Source organism: Streptomyces sp. NPDC079141 (assembly GCF_040686775.1).
Taxonomy (GTDB): Bacteria; Actinomycetota; Actinomycetes; order Streptomycetales; family Streptomycetaceae; genus Streptomyces.
This window is the reverse complement of the sequence record NZ_JBFBLP010000028.1, coordinates 15,806-32,344: the sequence shown is the minus strand read 5'-3', so window position 1 is coordinate 32,344 and position 16,539 is coordinate 15,806. Positions and strand designations below refer to the sequence as shown.

General features: G+C 68.8%; 13 protein-coding genes and 4 pseudogenes. 10 read left to right on the top strand and 7 right to left on the bottom strand.

The features are described 5' to 3' along the window. The first annotated feature begins 9 nt into the window (after positions 1-9). Positions 10-231 (top strand): MbtH family NRPS accessory protein, encoded by a 222-nt coding sequence (locus AB0Q90_RS40730; protein ID WP_363165574.1) that lies wholly within the window; start codon positions 10-12, stop codon positions 229-231. Here AB0Q90_RS40730 and AB0Q90_RS40725 read toward each other — a convergent pair. Next, positions 228-4,979, bottom strand: a complete 4,752-nt coding sequence (locus AB0Q90_RS40725) for an amino acid adenylation domain-containing protein (protein ID WP_363165575.1) — start codon at positions 4,977-4,979, stop codon at positions 228-230. The two genes, AB0Q90_RS40730 and AB0Q90_RS40725, sit on opposite strands and share 4 nt — an antisense overlap. A gap of 26 nt (positions 4,980-5,005) precedes the next feature. Next, entirely contained in the window at positions 5,006-5,671 is a 666-nt protein-coding gene (locus AB0Q90_RS40720) for an aspartate/glutamate racemase family protein (protein WP_363165576.1), read from the bottom strand. Positions 5,672-5,907: 236 nt separating this feature from the next. On the opposite strand from AB0Q90_RS40720, the pseudogene AB0Q90_RS40715 reads away from it, so the two are divergent. From AB0Q90_RS40715 to AB0Q90_RS40695, 5 genes and pseudogenes are all read left to right on the top strand, one after another. Further along, a pseudogene (locus AB0Q90_RS40715) lies at positions 5,908-6,078 on the top strand (helix-turn-helix domain-containing protein); the annotation flags it as partial. 275 nt (positions 6,079-6,353) lie between these two features. After that, the gene (locus AB0Q90_RS40710) at positions 6,354-6,554 is read left to right on the top strand and encodes a hypothetical protein (protein ID WP_363165604.1); all 201 of its coding nucleotides are present in this window, start codon (positions 6,354-6,356) and stop codon (positions 6,552-6,554) included. Positions 6,555-6,899: 345 nt separating this feature from the next. Further along, a complete protein-coding gene (locus AB0Q90_RS40705; RefSeq protein ID WP_363165577.1) occupies positions 6,900-7,568 on the top strand; it encodes a response regulator transcription factor in 669 nt (222 codons plus the stop codon). A gap of 174 nt (positions 7,569-7,742) precedes the next feature. Next, positions 7,743-8,039 (top strand): annotated as a pseudogene (locus AB0Q90_RS40700) (response regulator transcription factor); the annotation flags it as partial. Positions 8,040-8,257: 218 nt separating this feature from the next. Continuing rightward, positions 8,258-8,410, top strand: coding sequence for a LuxR C-terminal-related transcriptional regulator (locus AB0Q90_RS40695; protein ID WP_365734420.1), 153 nt, complete (start codon positions 8,258-8,260; stop codon positions 8,408-8,410). A 382-nt stretch (positions 8,411-8,792) separates the two neighbouring features. Here the strand turns inward: AB0Q90_RS40695 and AB0Q90_RS40690 are convergent, their stop codons facing one another. Next, positions 8,793-9,347, bottom strand: coding sequence for a suppressor of fused domain protein (locus AB0Q90_RS40690; RefSeq protein ID WP_363165578.1), 555 nt, complete (start codon positions 9,345-9,347; stop codon positions 8,793-8,795). 624 nt (positions 9,348-9,971) lie between these two features. Between AB0Q90_RS40690 and AB0Q90_RS40685 the strand changes: the two genes are divergently transcribed. Continuing rightward, complete coding sequence (locus tag AB0Q90_RS40685) at positions 9,972-10,517, top strand: AAA family ATPase (protein WP_363165602.1); 546 nt, start codon at positions 9,972-9,974, stop codon at positions 10,515-10,517. Positions 10,518-10,698: 181 nt separating this feature from the next. Here AB0Q90_RS40685 and AB0Q90_RS40680 read toward each other — a convergent pair. Further along, a pseudogene (locus AB0Q90_RS40680) lies at positions 10,699-10,908 on the bottom strand (transposase); the annotation flags it as partial. Positions 10,909-11,410: 502 nt separating this feature from the next. Beyond that, positions 11,411-12,213, bottom strand: a protein-coding gene (locus tag AB0Q90_RS40675) for an IS5 family transposase (protein ID WP_363165579.1) whose coding sequence is annotated in 2 segments (ribosomal slippage) — positions 11,411-11,893 and positions 11,896-12,213 — 801 coding nt in all. Because the reading frame shifts where the segments join, the coding sequence is not laid out codon by codon here. 247 nt (positions 12,214-12,460) lie between these two features. On the opposite strand from AB0Q90_RS40675, the gene AB0Q90_RS40670 reads away from it, so the two are divergent. Continuing rightward, positions 12,461-12,769 carry a hypothetical protein gene (locus tag AB0Q90_RS40670; RefSeq protein WP_363165580.1) on the top strand — a complete coding sequence of 103 codons (309 nt, stop codon included), beginning with the start codon at positions 12,461-12,463 and terminating at the stop codon, positions 12,767-12,769. Positions 12,770-12,801: 32 nt separating this feature from the next. Here the strand turns inward: AB0Q90_RS40670 and AB0Q90_RS40665 are convergent, their stop codons facing one another. After that, a complete protein-coding gene (locus tag AB0Q90_RS40665) occupies positions 12,802-13,278 on the bottom strand; it encodes a hypothetical protein (protein ID WP_363165581.1) in 477 nt (158 codons plus the stop codon). Positions 13,279-13,790: 512 nt separating this feature from the next. On the opposite strand from AB0Q90_RS40665, the pseudogene istA reads away from it, so the two are divergent. After that, positions 13,791-14,586: pseudogene (istA, locus tag AB0Q90_RS40660) on the top strand (IS21 family transposase); the annotation flags it as partial. Positions 14,587-14,651: 65 nt separating this feature from the next. Then, a complete protein-coding gene (locus tag AB0Q90_RS40655; RefSeq protein WP_363165582.1) occupies positions 14,652-15,368 on the top strand; it encodes an SMI1/KNR4 family protein in 717 nt (238 codons plus the stop codon). Between the two features lie 40 nt (positions 15,369-15,408). On the opposite strand, the gene AB0Q90_RS40650 is transcribed toward AB0Q90_RS40655, so the two are convergent. Further along, entirely contained in the window at positions 15,409-16,116 is a 708-nt protein-coding gene (locus tag AB0Q90_RS40650; RefSeq protein ID WP_363165583.1) for an SMI1/KNR4 family protein, read from the bottom strand. Positions 16,117-16,539 lie beyond the last annotated feature (423 nt).

Below are 16,539 nucleotides of genomic sequence, written 5' to 3'. Positions count from 1 at the left end.
ACCCGTCCCATGGGCTGGCTGGACGAGGACGACGACACCGACTGCTGCAAGGTCGTCGTCAACGACGAGGAACAGTACGCCTTCTGGCCCGCCGATCGGCCCGCCCCGCCCGGCTGGTCCGACACGGGCGTCCACGGCACACCTCGTGACTGCGCCGCCCACGTCGACCAGGTATGGACGGACATGCGCCCCCTCAGCCTGCGCAAGGCGATGGACCAGGACGCCGGCTAGCCCTCTTCCAGGATCTGCTGAATCAGCCCCTCCTCCACCGCCTGGGCGAGCCCGCGCACGGTCGGCCGGACGAACAGCTCGGCGAGCCCCAGCTCTGTGCCGAAGGTGGCGTTGACGCGCGCCACCACCTGGATGGCAAGCAGGCTGTGGCCGCCCAGCTCGAAGAAGTCGTCGTGCGCGCCGACCGAGGGAAGCTTCAGCGCGGCCGCCCAGATGTCCGCGAGCGTCCGCTCAGGGCCGGTTTCCGGCGGCGCCGGAGCGCCTTCGGGCGCCCGCACGCCGGGGCCGGGCAGGCAGCCCACGTCCACCTTGCCGTTGCTGGTGAGGGGCAGCGCATCGAGCACGACGACATGGCCGGGCACAAAGTGCGCGGGCAGCCGTTCGGCCGTGAACCCGCGCAGCTCCTTGACCGACACGGGCCCGCGCGTCACAACGTGGGCGACGAGGCTGTCGTCCGCGACCGTGACCACGGCCTGGGCGACCGACGGGTGCCCGCACAGCACGTGCTCCACCTCGCCCGGCTCGATGCGATAACCCCGCAGCTTGATCTGCCGGTCGACACGACCGAGGAACTCCAGCCGCCCGTCGGCCCGCCGACGGGCACGGTCCCCGGTCCGGTACATCCGCAGCCCGGGACGCCACGGGTTTGGCACGAACCGTGCCGCCGTGAGACCTGGGCGGCCGTGGTAGCCCCTGGCCAGGCCGGCTCCTCCGATGTAGATCTCCCCGCTCGCGCCGGCCGGGACGGGCTCCAGCCGGTCGTCGAGCAGCATGATGCCGGTGTGATCGATCGGCGAACCGATCGAGATCTCGCCGGAGCCGTCGACCGGCGTCATCGTCGACCAGATGGTGGTCTCGGTCGGGCCGTACATGTTGTAGACACTCCCGGCGACCTCCCGCAGCAGCGCCGCCAACGCGGGCGGCAACGCCTCACCGCCGCACAATGCGGCCCGCAACCGCACCGCAGGACCCGGCGCGTCCAGCAGCGCGCCCCACATCGACGGCGTGGCCTGCACGACGGTCGAGCCGACGTCGGCCAGCAGTCGGCGCAGCGCCCTGGGATCCCGGACCGTCTCGCGGGGCGGCACGACAAGCCGCGCGCCGCGCATCAGCGGCAGCATGAGCTCCAGTGCCGCGATGTCGAACGACGCAGTGGTGACCGCCACCAGCACGTCCTCGGCAGACACGTCCAGCGCGTTCCCCACGCTCATGAGGACATTGCCCAGGGCACCGCGCGTCACCTCCACGCCCTTGGGAGTGCCGGTGGAACCGGAGGTGTAGATGACGTAGGCGAGCGCGTCCGGGCCGACACGGACGTCCGACGGGCCGTGCGGCGGCAGGCGTACCGGGTCGGTGAGCACCAGGTCGGGTGCCGCGTCCCGGAGGATGTGGGCGAGCCGTGCCTCCGGGTCCGCAGGGTCGAGCGGCACATACGCGGCACCGGCCGCCAGGACCCCGAGCAATCCGACGACCAGCTCCGCGACGCGCTCCCGGCACACACCCACCAGCGATCCGGGACCCACCCCCTGCGCCCGCAGCCAAGCCGCGAGGCCGTCGACGGCGTCGCACAGCTCCGCGTACGTGAGACTGCCGCCGCCGCTGACCACAGCTGTGCGGTCCGGTGTGCGTGAGGCGTGTCGGCGTATCTCCGTCAACGGATCGTGGAACGACGGTTGCGCCACGGCCCGGACCGCCGGGACCGCGCGGGCGGCTGCCCCGCCGGACACGCCCTCGCGAAGCCGGTCCTCGAAAGCGGCGGCCAAACGCTCCGCGGTCGTCGCGTCGAAGAGATCGGTGTCGTAGGTGAACACGGCAGTCAACGCGTCCGCCCGCTGCCGGAACGACACCGACAGGTCGAACCGGGCCGTTGCGGTGTCGACCGGCAGCGGAGCCAGACCCAGCTCGCCCAGCTTTGGCGACACATCCGTCTGGAAGTCGGCCAGTACCTGGAACACCGGGTGATGGGACAGGTTCCGCGGCGGCTGAAGCTCCTGCACCAGACGCTCGAACGGGAAGTCCTGGTGTGCCAGCACCCGCAGCACGCACTCACGGACCCGGCGCACCAGCCCGGGAAAATCCATGCCCGGGTCCACGTGCACGCGTACCGGAAGCACATTCACGAACAGCCCCACGACCGACTCGAACTCGGCCCGCGTACGACCGGAGAACGCCACCCCGATGACAATGTCCCGCGCCCCGGTGTACTCGTGCAGCACGCGTGTCCAGGCGGCGAGCAGCACCATGAACACGGTGACGCGTTCCCGGCGGGCGAACTCGGTTGTCTCCCGCAGCAGTTGATCCTGCAGCGGCGTGCGGAGCGTGCTGCCCCGGTGGCGCTGGACGGGCCGGCGCGGCCGGTCCGCCGGCAGCGGCAGCAGCAGCGGCGCGTCCAGCAACTCGCCCCGCCAGAAGTCCATCTCCCGCTCGACGCGCTTTGGTGTCAGCCAACTCCGCTGCCAGGAGCAGTAGTCAGCGTACGTCGGCCCTGGGGGCGGTCCTGCTCGCAGCCCGTACGCCGAGCCGAGGTCGGCGAACAGCAAGTGCAGCGACCAGGCATCCGCGATCAGGTGATGCACCCTGAACAGCAGCACGGTCCGCTCCGGACTCTCCAGGACCGCGACATGGCACAGCGGGCCCTCGGCGAGGTCGAGGGGAGCGCGCAACAGCTCACGCAGGCGGTGCGGCAACGCCTCGGTGGTGACCTGCTCGAAGCTCACGGGCGTGCCGCCGCAGCCCTCCAGCGCCGCTGGGCGGCCGTCCTGGACGGCGAACCGGCTGCGCAGCAGGGGGTGTCGGGCCAGCACGGAGTCGACCGCTGCCCTGAGCGCGCTGTCGTCGAGCCGACCCTCACGTACCTCGAAGGCGACCGGGATGGTGTTGAGCGGGCTGCCCGGCAGCAGGTTCTCGAAGAACCACAGCCGCTCCTGGGCCGGTGAGACGGTGTCGCCCCGCCCGGCGGCGGGAAGGATGGAGTTCTCCTGCGTCGAAGCGTCCCGCAGCAGCGCCGCCGCCTTGGCCACGGTGGGCGTGCGGAACAGTTCCGCAGGCTCCGGGGCATACCCCCACCTGCGCCGCATGTGCGCGACGAGCCGCATCGCGACGAGTGAGTCGCCGCCCATCGCGAACAGGTCGTCGTGCGGCCCGAGCGCGGGATTCCTGAGCACGCCGCGCCAGATCGCCAGCAGCTCGGCCTCGTCGGGGGCGGCGGAGCCGGCCTCCACCGGGCCGCCCCGCGCGATCCGCGAGGGGTCCGGGAGAGCCCGCCGGTCGATCTTCCCGGTACTCGTCCGGGGGAGCGCGGGCAGGAACATGTACCGGGCAGGCACCTGGGGCGCCGGCAGGAACCGTTCCGCGAACGCGCGCAGTTCCCCCGTGTCGAGCTCCTGCCGTCCGACCGGGGGCACCAGGTAGGCGCACAACATCGAGGACTCGTCGGGTCCGCTCACCAGGCGTATCGCGGCGTCGCGCACCTCGGGGTGGCTCTGGAGCACGGCCTCGACCTCGGCCGGCTCGACCCGGATGCCATGCACCTTGATCTGGTCGTCGGCCCGTCCGTGGAAGTGCAGCACCCCCCGCTCGTCGAGCCGGCCCAGGTCACCGGTGCGGTACATGCGTCGCCCCGGACGCAAGGGGTCCGGGAGGAACCGCCCGGCCGTGAGCGCGGGCGAGTTGAGGTATCCCCGGGTGACGCCGACACCGCCGATGAAGATCTGGCCGACCTCGCCGGTCGGCACCGGGGCGAGGTCGTCGTCCAGTACATGGATGACCGTGCCGGGACGGGGGTGCCCGACCGGGATCCGCTCGGGCACCTCGTCCTCGACCAGGTGGAACGTCGTCGTCATGGTGCATTCGGTGGGGCCGTAGTGATTGACCAGCTCCACCGGCCCGAACCGGTCCCGGGCCTGGCGCACGGTGGCGGGGGACAGCGCCTCCCCGCTGACCAGAATCCGGCGCAGCGCCGGTCGCGGTAGATGGGTCGGCCAGGCGTCCGCAGTGAGGAACCTGAGCATGGCCGGCCCGCACCCCAGCACACTCGTCACCCGGTGCCGAACCAGGGCAGCCCGCACCTCCTCCGGGTCCCTGAGCTGTTCCCCGGTGAGCAGCACCAGCCGCGCCCCGACACTCAAAGGGCCCAGACAGTCCCGGATCGAGGCGTCGAAGGTGGGTGCCGCGAGGTGCAGGGCCACGTCGTCGCGCCGGATGTGCCCGGCCCGAGTCAGCGCGTCGAGGTAGGCGGCCGCGCAGTGATGCGGGGTGCCCACGGCCTTCGGGGCGCCGGACGAGCCCGACGTATAGGTGATGTAGGCCAGTTGGCCGGGCAGGAGTGAAGACTCGGGGGCGGTGTCCAGGTCCACTCCAGCGCCCTCGGCAACGGCTCGCACGTCCACGACGTGCGCGAACCGCCTCTCGAAGGCCGCGTCTCGCACCTCCGCGGCGGTCACCAGGACGCGCGCACCGCACTGCTCGGCCATCAGCCGCGACCGGTGCTCGGGGAAGTCGGGGGAGATCGGGACGTACACGCCCCGCGACTTGAGCACCGCCAGCAGCGCGATCAGCAGCGGAGCGCCGCGGTCCAGCCGTACCGCGACCGCGGTCTCCGGCCCGGCCCCCACCCGGGCCAGGATGCCCGCGAGCTGTCCGGCGAGCGCGTCGAGCCGGCCGTACGTGAGTGACTGTTCGTCGGAGACGAGCGCCACGCGGTGGGGTTCGCCGACGGCGATGGCTTCGAACGCGGACTGCACGAACACGTGCCCCCCAGGAGGTCGTCGCGTGATCACAGTTCGCCCGTGGCGATCCGCCCGGCCACGATGGCCAGCGGGTCGACCACCGGATACTCGGCCGACCAGCCGGCCCGTTCCATGGCCCTGGTGACCAGGTGGAGTTCACTGCACGCGGCAACGAAGCGACGCACGCCGTGAGCGGCCAGCACCCCCCGGACGACATCGGCGGCACGTGCCGGATCCCCGCCCCGCTTCACCCGGTAGATCTCGTCATGCAGCACCTCCTGGTGGCCCGGCGACAGCTCAACGAGCTGCGACTTGACGTCCGCCGCACCGGAGCCTCGCGCGAGCAGGCCCGACTGCGCGGTGCCCTTGGTGCACAGCAGAAGGTGGGGCTCCCCGGACGCGCGCAGTGCCTCGTGGATGATGTCGACCAACGACACACAGCAGTCCTGGAGTTCGGCCGGCAGGTCCGGCAGCACACAGTGCGCGGTCACGCACGCGATCACGATCCGCCGCGCACCCGCGCCGACCAGCCCGCGCACGGCGGACTCCACGGCCCCGCGCAGTTCGTCGAGGGCCCCGTCCTCGATCGCCGCGGTACGGTCGACGACCAGGGGATCCGACCACAGCAAGACGCGCGGTGTCTCCTGCTCCGGCCGGTCGAGGCAGGCGCCGTACACCGTGCGGAGCAGCTCGCTGGACGCGAGAGGGCCCATCCCGCCCACGATCCCGACGAGCGGATGAGGCCGTGACAGTCGAGACGTCTCGAACACGACGGGGCGGCCTCCTCGGAGCATGTCGGTCCGGGCGGAGCTGTCGGGTGCGCTTCGACTATGGGGCAACGACGGCGCCGGCGCCAGCGGTCCGATGAGACTCGGCGTCGAAGGACCGTCGTCCACGCGACACCGAGGCGAGTGGTCCCGGCGTGCGAGACACGAGCAGATGGGCGGCCATGAGCAAACCACCCGCACGCATCCGCCTTGTCCGACGCCGCGCTGTTCGACGAGCGCGGATACGAACAGACCACGGTCGACGACATCGCCGAACGCGCACGCTCGGCGTGGGGCGTACGAGGTTCTTCCGACACTACGGGTCGAAGGAAGCGGTGTTCTTCTCCGACCACGAGGACGGGCAGGACCGACCTGGCCCGGGAGACGGCCTGACGGCCGTCATCCTGAACGCGGACACGGGGATAGGACCCGACAGGGTGCTTCACCCGGGAAGTGCCTCTGGTTTGAGAAGGACTGCCCGGTCCGCTTCCGCTGCGTCGGCTGCGGGCATTTCCGCACGGACGCCTCCTACCTCCCCGACCTCGAGGCATACCTCGGCGATCTCCTGCGGAACCGTGAACGCCTCGTCGCCGCCCTCGCCGCCGACGACTGGGCCAAAGCCGAAGCGATGCCGTCCGACGAGGAGATCACCTGCGTCCGCAGAATCATCCGCCGGGTCAAGACCGACCTCGACGACCTGCTGTCAGAGGAACGGGCCCAGCTCGACGAAGCCATCGTGCTCGTCCGCCGCGGCCGACAACCGGTCAACCTCGGCATGCTTCAAGTCCGCCAGCCTCGCCCCGATTTCCAGTCAGGACTCAGCTCATGACGCCCTCCCTGCACGACGGCCGCCAAGAAGCCACGTCCCGCCGCCGAGAACGGGCTCGCGCCGCCCTTCGTGAAGCCCTCGCCGCGGGAGAAACCCGTGAGCGTCTCCGGCAAGCACACGGGCATCGGAGCATCGGCCGACGTAACCGTCACCTCTGACGCAGGCCAGGCAGGGCTCCCGCGACCACGACCCGGGCCACGGCCTGGTCGGCATACGGCAACGGGCCGCCATGTACGGCGGCACCGTCATCATCGGCCCCCGCGACACCGGCCACGGCTGGCTCGTGGACGTCCTGCTCGAAGTACCTTCCGCACCCGCCCTCTCGGCCTCAGGAGAGCAACTGCCATGACCACCGTGCTGATCGCCGACGACCAGCCCCTGCAGCGCATGGGCGTGCGGATGCTGCTCGAAGGCACTCCGGGCCTGGACCCGGTCGGGGAGGCGGAACACGGAGCCGAGGCCGTCCGTCAGGCCGCCCAACTGCGCCCCGATGTCGTCCTGATGGACATCCGCATGCCCGGCATGGACGGCATCGAGGCCACCCGCCGGATCGTCGCCGCGGGCGGCCGTACCCGCGTGCTCATCGTGACCACCTTCGACCTCGACGAATACGCCTACGAAGGGCTGCGGGCCGGCGCCAGCGGCTTCCTGCTCAAGGACGCACGGCCCGAGGAACTCGTCGCCGGTATCCGCGCCGTGGCCAGCGGCGACGCGGTGGTGGCCCCCCGTCTGACCCGGCGCCTCCTCGACGCGTACGCCCACCAGGTCCTGGCCCCCGAAGGCGCCGCAGCCGACGAGGACCCCCGCCTGAAGGAACTCAGCGACCGCGAGCGGGAGGTCCTGATCGCCATCGGCAACGGCTGGACGAACACCGAGATCGCCGAACGGCTCGTCCTGACCGAATCCACCGTGAAGAAGCACGTCGGCCGCGTCCTCGCGAAGATCGGTGCACGCGACCGCATCCAGGCCGTCATCACCGCGTACGACGCCGGGCTCGTCCGCACCAAGTCCTGACCGGTTCCCGACCTGCCCCAACCTCCCCGCCCTCCCGACATTCCCGATCCTTCCGACCAGGTCCTGACCCGGCCCGCTCCCTGACGACGCCGGGCGCTGGCCCAGCCCCTTCCCCAGGCCCGCTCCGCGGCGCAGCCTGCTGGTTCGACGACGTCGGCCTCCTCCCCATTCCGTATGGAGAAGGCACGCATGACCTCCGTACTGGTCGTCAACGACCAGGCCCTGCACCGCCAGGCCCTGCGGATGTTGTTGGCCGCCGAGCCGGAGCTCGACGTAGTCGGCGAGGCAGCCAGCGGCGCCGAAGCGGTACGCATGAGCGCCGCGCTCGGGCCGGACGTCGCCCTCATGGACAGCCGTCTGCTCGAGACGGACGGCCTCGAAGCCATCCGGCTCATCGCCCAACTCACCGCACACGTACTGGTACTGACATCCCCAAGCCACGAGCGCTACACCTTCGCCGCCCTGCGCGCCGGCGCCGGAGGCTGCCTGCCCACCGACGTCGCACCGCGTGAACTCGTCGCCGCGATCCGCGTCGTGGCCGCGGGAGACGCCGTCATCACCCCGGTCGTGACCCGCGCCCTGATCGACGCGGTACGCCTGCAGCGCGGCGCAGGGCCACTGGTGCCGCGGGCCGCGCTGGGCGCCCTCACTCGCCGTGAACGCGACGTGCTCGTCGCCGTGGCCTCTGGCTGGACCAACGCGGAGATGCCGAGCGCCTCGACATCTCACCGACGACCATCAAAACCCACGTCAGCCACATCCTCGCCAAGACCCGTTCCAGTGCCCGCGTCCAGGCAGTGACCTTCGCCTACGAATCCGGGCTCATCCGCCCGGCCGCCTGAGTGACTGCCATGCCAGGAAGGCTGGTTGGGTCGTCGGGCTCGCCGAGCCGGGGTGGACATCAGGGAGCGGGGGCCGCCTGCCGGGGGCCAGCGGAGGGCCGGTTGGGGGTGGGTGTCTGCGGTGGGACGAGTGTCTTCAGTCAGACGTCCGGGCTGCCGGCGTTCTCGGTGATCTTGCGGGCGCCTCGTCGGCGGTGGTCAGGAGGTGGCGCGTGACGTGTTGAGGGAGTCCGACGTCGATGGTGAAACCCCAAGGGTGGGGCAGTGGTTGGGCGGCGCCGCGTGAAAGGGCCCAGCTGTCGGCCCATACTGCTGCGGCTTCAGCCGTGTTCCTGAAAGGCACAGCTCCTCCCGAGGGTGCAGTGGGCGGTGCGTCGCGAACTCAGACGACAGAGTTTCTGAACGGATCGGTCGGAATGATCTCTGCTTCGTCGAAGAGTTGTTCCAGTGCCTCGTGGCCGTGGCGTCGACGGAAACCGATCTCGGCGGTCGTCACCGGCAGGGTCCACAGGATGCGGGCGTGTCCCTCGGGCAGGGGGCAGTGTTCGAGGTCGGGTCCGTGGAGGTAGGGCAGGCTGATGAGCAGGTGGTCGCAGGCAGAGCCTGGCACCCACGGTTCGCCGATCGGCAGGCTGTGCTCCAGGTCGAGCCGATGCCCTCCGCAGTGGTAGGAGGCGATCATCGCCATGAGGTCGACGAACCGCTGATCGCGGACGTGGGCGGTCATGACGAACTCGAGCCCATGACCGTGTTTCTCCATCGCGGCCCAGCACCCGGCGGTGACATAGGCCCAGCTGTCGCTGCGAGGACCGGGCCCCACGACGAGAACACGCAGGTCGGAAATCGCTTCTCGCCGTTCCGGCCCGAGGCCGTATTCGACGACCTCGACGGAATGCCCCTCGAAGAACGCCCGGACATGTGACTCCACGCCCTCCATGGCCGGCAGCCTCTCATTACTCACCGCGTGATCATGCCAGATGACGTTCGACCGCTCCTGAGTTCTTGTTCGCCTGGGTGCGAGCCAGGCGGACGGCGGTGTGGGAACCGGTGAGGCCGATACCGGCAGGAGCACGGCGGCTGCCGGTGCCGGATCGGTGGTCGTGTGCGTGGGGACGGCGCTGTTCGCGCAGGTGGCTGTTGCTGACCGTGGGACAGGCCCGGCAGGGTGATTCCCGTGACGGCGGGTGCGAGGGTGCTCGGCAACGGCGGGTGCGATGCGTGGGGGGTGCAGGGTTTCGGTCTGGTTTGTCGGCCGGCGTTGCGTTGATCTGTGGCGTTGTTTGGTGGTTCCGGTGATCTGTCGGTGGGTTGGTCGGGTCGGGGCGTCGTCTCCTTCGGGCTGGATGCGGGGCTCGGCGTGGGTCTGTCCGAGCGGGTGCGGCCTTCGGGTGGCTTCGAAGACGTGAGGTGACGCGATTTCGGCAGCGGGACTGTGCCCCGCTTGGCGATCTTTCGGGTGTGGTCTGTATGGGTCTTCGGCCTCATCTGGTGCGTGCGGCATGCTGGTCCGACGTGCGGGGCCCGGTGTGCGGGTTTGGCGACTGGGGTGGGGAGGATTGCGTTGATTGTCTGGGTGAACGGTGCGTTCGGCAGCGGGAAGAGCACGTTGGTGGAGGAGCTGCGTCTGCGTCGGCCCGAGGTGCTGGTCTGTGACCCGGAGATGGTCGGCTATGTGCTGCGGGAGATCGTGGAGGTGCCGACCGGTGACTTCCAGGATCTTCGGCTGTGGCGGCGGCAGGTTGCCGACCTGGCGGTGGGGCTCGTTGAGGAGTACCGGCGTCCGGTTGTGGTTCCCATGACCTTGGTCAACCCCGGGTATGTCGGTGAGATCTTCGGCGCGTTGACGGATGCGGGCATCGAGGTTCACCACTTCTTCCTCAAGGTCTCCCGCGAGGTCTTGGAGGAGCGGATCGACGGCCGGAGCTTCACCCCGGATGATCCTGAGCAGGACGAGCGGGTCCGGCGCTGGTGCAAGGACAGGATCGAGCCGTGCATGGCCGCGGTCGGCACCCTGCCCAGCGACACCGTGTTTCTGGACGGCGAGCTGACCCCGCAGGAGCTGGCCGACGTGGTGCTGGCTCGTGTCGGCGCGGTTGCGGGCCGGTAGGACTGGTTCAGGGGTGGCTGCGTAGCTCTCAACGGGCTCTGGTCCACTTCGTGAGGTCGCGTACGCAGCGTGACTGTCGATTTTCTCGTAATGGTGGCTGAGACAGCCCGAAAATCGCCCGGCCGGTGTGCAGTGTGGTCGACAGTGCTGCGCTGTGAACGAAGAACGGCCGCAACTCGAACGCGCCGTACATCGCGCCGTGTCCGCGCCGATGTTCAGGCACCAACGTCAGGTCCACCGGCGCAGTCACCGGCACGTCCGCACACAGCAACGCGTCCACGAGCTCGAACAGCTCGTCCCCGCGGGCGGTCAGGCAGTCGAAGAAGTCGTCCCGGACGCGTGACGCTTCGGCGAACGCATTCCCCGGGACATCGAGGTGCGGCAGGCTCATCCCTAAGAGCTCGTAACACGATCTTGGTTGCACGGGAGGTCTAGGCGATCTATCCGTTCGTAGGGGAGTCAACGCGGAGGGCTCGGACGTCGTCCGTAGTAGGGCCTCACGGTGCTGGCAAGCTTGCGTTGGATTGACCGCAGCGTCCTGATCGTGGCCTCGTCGGTGAACCCCGTGGTCGTTGACCACTCAACGCCCGAGCCAGCGAGGTCGCTGACAAAGACGATCTCGGTTGCCAGGAGCGTTCGTGCCCAGTCCACTGCCTTGAGCGGAGCATCTTCACCGAGTGCGAGGTTCAGCACGCGGCACTGGTCGAGCAGATCCTGAGCGTCCGCGAACCCCATGCCGACGGCGAGAGGGTCACTGCACCGAGCTGGCCCGCCCCATTCAAGAAGGGAACGCCGAAGCAGTTCGACCTCGTGCTCGGTCAAGAGCTCGCTTGCCCGCACCACATGTTCTGGCAAAAGCTCCGCCCTCCCGTCTGAGCCGAATAATGATCACGCTACCTGTTCTTGAGGCGTCTCCAGCAGTTGAGGCCGCAGGCAAGTGAGACGAGGGCATCGTGCAGGTCGAGGCGTCGTTCCCAGCGGACGGCCAGGCGCTTGAAGTGGTGCAGGAGCGAGAAGGTCTGCTCGACGACGTAGCGGAGCTTGCTCAGGCCCTGGATGTTCGGGGCGCCCTTGCGGGAGATCACCGGCAGGATGCGCCGCCTGCGTAACTCGCGCCGGTTGGGGTTGCTGTCGTAGCCCTTGTCGCCCAGGACGGCGTCGGGGCGCCTGCGCGGACGGCCCGGCTTGCCGGCCACGGGCGGGATGCCATCGACAAGGGCCAGGGTCTGGGTGACGTCGTTGACGTTGGCCGCGGTGGTGATGACCTTGAACGGGGTGCCGTTGCCGTCGCAGATCAGGTGGTGTTTGCTGCCCGTCTTCCCGCGGTCGACCGGTGACGGCCCGGTGGCCTCGCCCCCTTTTTCGCGCGGATGTGGGAGGCATCGACACAGGCCCGGGTCCAGTCGAGGGCGTTGGCCGCGTGCAGCCTGGCGAGCAGGATGTGGTGCAGCTTTTCGAAGACGCCGGCCTTGTGCCATCGGCCCAGCCGGCGCCAGCAGGTCTGTCCGGAGCCGAACCCTAGCTCCAGCGGCAGCAGTTGCCAGCTGATGTCGTTGTAGAGCACGTACAGGATGCCCTGCAGGCACAGCCGGTCATCCACGGGCTTCGGACCGGGAGCCTTCTCGGGCCAGGACGGCAGCAATGGCTCGATCAGCGTCCACAAGTCGTCGTCCACGATCCACGGTCGGTTCCCCACACCTCACGAACGGCGGAATCCTCGTACAAGTCACGCCCCACCAGCGCACGTCCACAAGATCGTGTTACGAGCTCTAAGGCCTTTATTCTGGTGCGTTGCATTCCTTGGTCGGAGCACAGAATCGGGCGGAGGCCGCCCGTACGTCTGGTGAACTTCCGGGTGAGGGGGCCAGATCGACGGACAATTCGAACGACGGAGCTCGCGAGCTCAGGCAACCCACCTGAAGTGGTGGTTGAAGGGAGCGGTAGTGAACGGGGCGTGGTGGCTCATACAGGGCGACACCCGGATCGGCGAGCTACGCCAGTACGCAATCGATCAGCCAACGTTTCTCTGTCACTTCGTCCCGGGGCCCGGGTGGGAAAGGGTCCGCGCACTGTTCGAGAGCTGGGCGGCCCTGCATGGCCCGGACCCTGATGGCTCCCGAACGGCACAGGCCATCAAGCCCATCATGGACCTCGGACTCACGCTGGTTGCCGAAGACGAAGGTCGGCCTATGGTGCTCTTCAAAGAGTGCATCGTTCGTATCGACGGCGATACCGCCCGCGTGCGCTGCTGACCTGAACGAAGCCGCCGACCATAAAGCACAAGCTAAGAACGGGCAGTAACCAGTGGTCTCGACGCGCTGACAAACGCGTCGATTGCGTCTCGGGTTGTCGCGCGGAGGAGGTCGAGTTCCCGCTCGCTGCTGGCCTTGTAGAGCCGGTCGATCATTTTGAGGGCATGCCGTCCGGCTGCCGTGAGGCTTCCGCCATCGGTGAGCAGATCAACACGGAAGATCGCTTCGAGCGCGACCGTCCTGAGGCGCTGACTCTCCCGGTTCAATTCCGGGATGTCGGACTGCCCTTGATGCCGGTGGGTCCCGAACCACAGGTCCATCTGGCCGCGACGGTAGTTCGCGAGGGCGCCTGCGCATGCAGCAAAGGCGTCCAGCTGCTCCTGACGCAGCTTCTCTGCACGTGCGTACTGCTGCTGCCGACTCGTGTTGCGCTGTTGAAAGACGTAGGCGAGTCCTGATCCCATGAGCGTGCCCAGAACGGCAATCACGCTCGCAGCAATGACCTCCACCACTCAAGGAGACCACAGCTGGAGTCCCCATCGGATGGCAATACTGCGACGGTGGTGGTCGAAGCTCGATGAGCACGGTCAGCCTTCAGGAAGATGGAACACGAGATCAACAGCAGTTCAAGAGATGGGTTCCCAGCCCCTGCTCGGTGAGGCGGTGCAGCAGCGCGATCGCGTCCGTGCAGGTCGTTCCGGGCCTCAGCCAGGTCAGTGGCCGGATGCTGCCGTGCCAGCGCCTTGGCGGTGCCGGCGGTCCTTGGAGCGCCCTACCACTGGGGCCGACGCCCTCCCTGCTGTGGTGGAACGGTGCCGCGCCGGAGCCGGGAGCGCCCAGATCGCTGACGGGCCTGCCGATGCTGCAGAGCCGTCCCGGTCGCCCCGAGATCACATGTCGGCGGACACACGATCGTCCCCGGTCGCGTACGAGTGAAGAGGAACGCTTGATGGCGCGGTGAATCGTGGTGCCCGGCACTCTGCTGCTCATCCGGTGAAGGGTGGCGGAGGGCGGTGACGCGGTGGTTTTGGACCCGCAGCGCTGGCTGGAACTGCGGCGGTTCCGTGCTCTGGTCGAGTCAGGAGCGGTCAGTCTGACGGAGGTGGCCAAGGAGACTGGGCTGGACCGCAAGACGGTCCGCAAGTATCTGTCGAGCACGGCGGTCTCGGTGCCGCCGAGACGGACGTCGAACGGCCGGCCCCGGCAGAAGGTGGTTGACGAGGTTGCCCCGTTGATCGACGCGATGCTGCGGGCGGAAATCCTCATCAAGGGCGCTGTCGTGCACGAGCGTCTGGTGAAGGAGTACGGCTCGACGATCAACTACCAGCGGGTCAAGCTGTATCTGTAGGAGGCCCGGCCGCGAATTGCGGGTGAACTGGGCATCGAGCCGCGGGAGTTGGCGGGTATGCACCGCCGCTTCGAGGTGGTTCCCGGGGGCCCAGGTCGACTGGGGCGATGAAGGCAAGATCCTCGCCCACCTGGGAATCCCGAAGGTCTACTCGTTCCATATGGTTCTGTCGTACTCGCGCGACCCGTTCTGTTGCTTCACCACGAGCCAGGACCTGCAGACCTTCTTCGCTTGCCACCGCCGCGCGTTTGCGCACTTCGGCGGGGTGCCGATGTCGATCGTCTACGACCGGACCAAGACCGTCGTGCGTCGGCACGTCGCCCCGGGCGAGGCGGTGCCGCTGCATCCGGAAGCGGTCGGCTTCGCCGGCCACTACGACTTCGACATCGACGTGCTGGCCGCCTACCGGCCCACCAGGAAGGGCCGGGTCGAACGTCACGTGCTGATCGTGCGTGATCACGTGCTGGCGCTGTAGTCGGCGTGTGGCGGCCCCCGGCCGTTCTCGCTGTCACCGGTTCCGCGTACCGTCTGCGCATGGTTGATCAGCAGTGGAGCGGTGTTCGTCAGCGCGTGGCCGCGTTGGCTACCCAGCCATCGAGCGGCAACGTGTTCGGCTCGCTCGGGCACGGGTGGGCCCTGGAAGACCCGCTGGACGATGACGGGCTTGCCGAACTCGAAGCGCAGGTGGGCGTGCGGATGCCGGATGACTACCGGACTTTCCTCACCAGCGTGGGCGCCGGCGGCGCAGGTCCCGCATACGGCCTCTTCTCCGTGCGCCGCGTGCAAGGCCGCTGGCGCTGGGAAGGAGACGGCGCCGACTTGGCCGACCTGGCCATGCTCGCCCGACCCTTCCCCGAGCACGGCCCGGACCCCGAATCCCTCCGCGGGCTTCTCGCCGAACGCCCTGAAGAGGAGGACTTCGACGAGATCGAGGACTTCGACGACGCCATCGAAGCGTGGGACGAACGCTGGGAAGCCCTGATGTTCGCCCCCGAACGCACCGCCGGCGCCATCGTGATCTCTCACCTCGGCTGCGCCCAGAGGGAGTGGTTGATCGTCAGCGGCACCCATCGCGGCACCATCTGGTCCGACTGCCGGGCAGACGACGCCGACCTCGCCCCGCTCCTCGACGACACCGGGAAGCCGGTTACCTTTACCCGCTGGTATTTCGACTGGCTGGAGGAGGCGGAGGTCACCGCATGCCAGCCATCTACGAAGGGCGCAGTTGTTTTGGAGGGAAGGGTTGAGTAGGCCGCTGTGCGTGGGGCGGGCCAGGGGCACCAGCCCTTGATCATTGAGTTGCCTTCTCGCGGTGGTCTAGCCAGTGGAGGTACCAGCTGCGGAAGGTGTGACGGGTTCCGTTTGTATCGACGTACGGCTCGAAGGGCGGGTTGACCGCGCAGTCCCGGTCGCGGAGTTCCCCGCGGTGCGGGCCGACGACGATGAGCCAGCCAGTCATCCCGCATCCGTTGTCGCTGATGGGGATCGCACCTCGCCCGCGTTCCAGGAACCAGACGTCGTCGCCGGCGTCGCCGAAGACCTTGCGGTAGTCGTCCAGATAGTCGTCGTCCTCGCCACGGGTGGTGGGTTCGTAGCCGGCGGCGCGAAGGGTCGCTATCTGCTGGTCGGCCCAGTCTTCGGTCTCGACGAATGGCCCGCTGGGGTCCAGCAGCCAGGGATGGTCCTCGTCGTTCTCCCAGACCCATCCCCACTTCCCGGCGATGCGGCGCAACGGCATGAGCTCTAGTGCCGGTCCGGGGCCGCCGGCTCCGACCTCCGCGAGAAATGTGCGGTACTCGTCGGGGAGCGCAACACCGCACTGTGCTTCGATCTCGGCGATCTCGGCGGGAGTCAGGACAGGTTCGAACGTCGGGTATCGAGACGGCCCAAGGCCACGGGCCCGATGCTCGGCCTCCTCCACTGCGATGACGCGTTCCCGAACTCCCGACCAGTGCACATGCGTCTTCACCGTTCTCCTATCGACTGCGAGCACGGACATTAAGGGCTGTCCCGTAAGTGGCGGGGTGAGTAACAGCCCCAGGGCGACGGCACCGTCTCACATGGCTGATCTCTGAAGGGCTTCTCGCCACTCCTCCATCACATCGCGGGACTCGTCCAGGGCGGGATCACGGCTTCCGCCAGGTGCGTAAGCCGGGGACCGGTCTGCTCGGAGCGGTACATGGGCGCAGTACCAGGCCCGCTTGGGGCCTGCTTGCTCCGCGTCCGTGCCGGTCCGTAGATAGTCGAGCAGCGTGGTCATGACTCTACGGCGCCCGAAAGCGTAGACCGATGGTTCGACGAACCAGAGGCAGAAGCTAGGGTCCGGGTCGTAGACGGCTGCGGTCAACAGCGGGGCGAAGAACTCCACGCCCCGGCCTGCCCCGCACGGGACGTGAACAGAGCGAGCGCTCGGTGCTGCGGG

Excerpts from the sequence above, each read along its gene's own strand:
- AB0Q90_RS40730 (WP_363165574.1), top strand. The coding sequence starts at position 10 with ATGGGCTGGCTGGACGAGGACGACGACACCGACTGCTGCAAGGTCGTC.
- AB0Q90_RS40720 (WP_363165576.1), bottom strand. The coding sequence starts at position 5,671 with ATGGGCCCTCTCGCGTCCAGCGAGCTGCTCCGCACGGTGTACGGCGCC.
- AB0Q90_RS40710 (WP_363165604.1), top strand. The coding sequence starts at position 6,354 with ATGCCGTCCGACGAGGAGATCACCTGCGTCCGCAGAATCATCCGCCGG.
- AB0Q90_RS40705 (WP_363165577.1), top strand. The coding sequence starts at position 6,900 with ATGACCACCGTGCTGATCGCCGACGACCAGCCCCTGCAGCGCATGGGC.
- AB0Q90_RS40690 (WP_363165578.1), bottom strand. The coding sequence starts at position 9,347 with ATGGAGGGCGTGGAGTCACATGTCCGGGCGTTCTTCGAGGGGCATTCC.
- AB0Q90_RS40655 (WP_363165582.1), top strand. The coding sequence starts at position 14,652 with ATGGTTGATCAGCAGTGGAGCGGTGTTCGTCAGCGCGTGGCCGCGTTG.
- AB0Q90_RS40650 (WP_363165583.1), bottom strand. The coding sequence starts at position 16,116 with ATGTCCGTGCTCGCAGTCGATAGGAGAACGGTGAAGACGCATGTGCAC.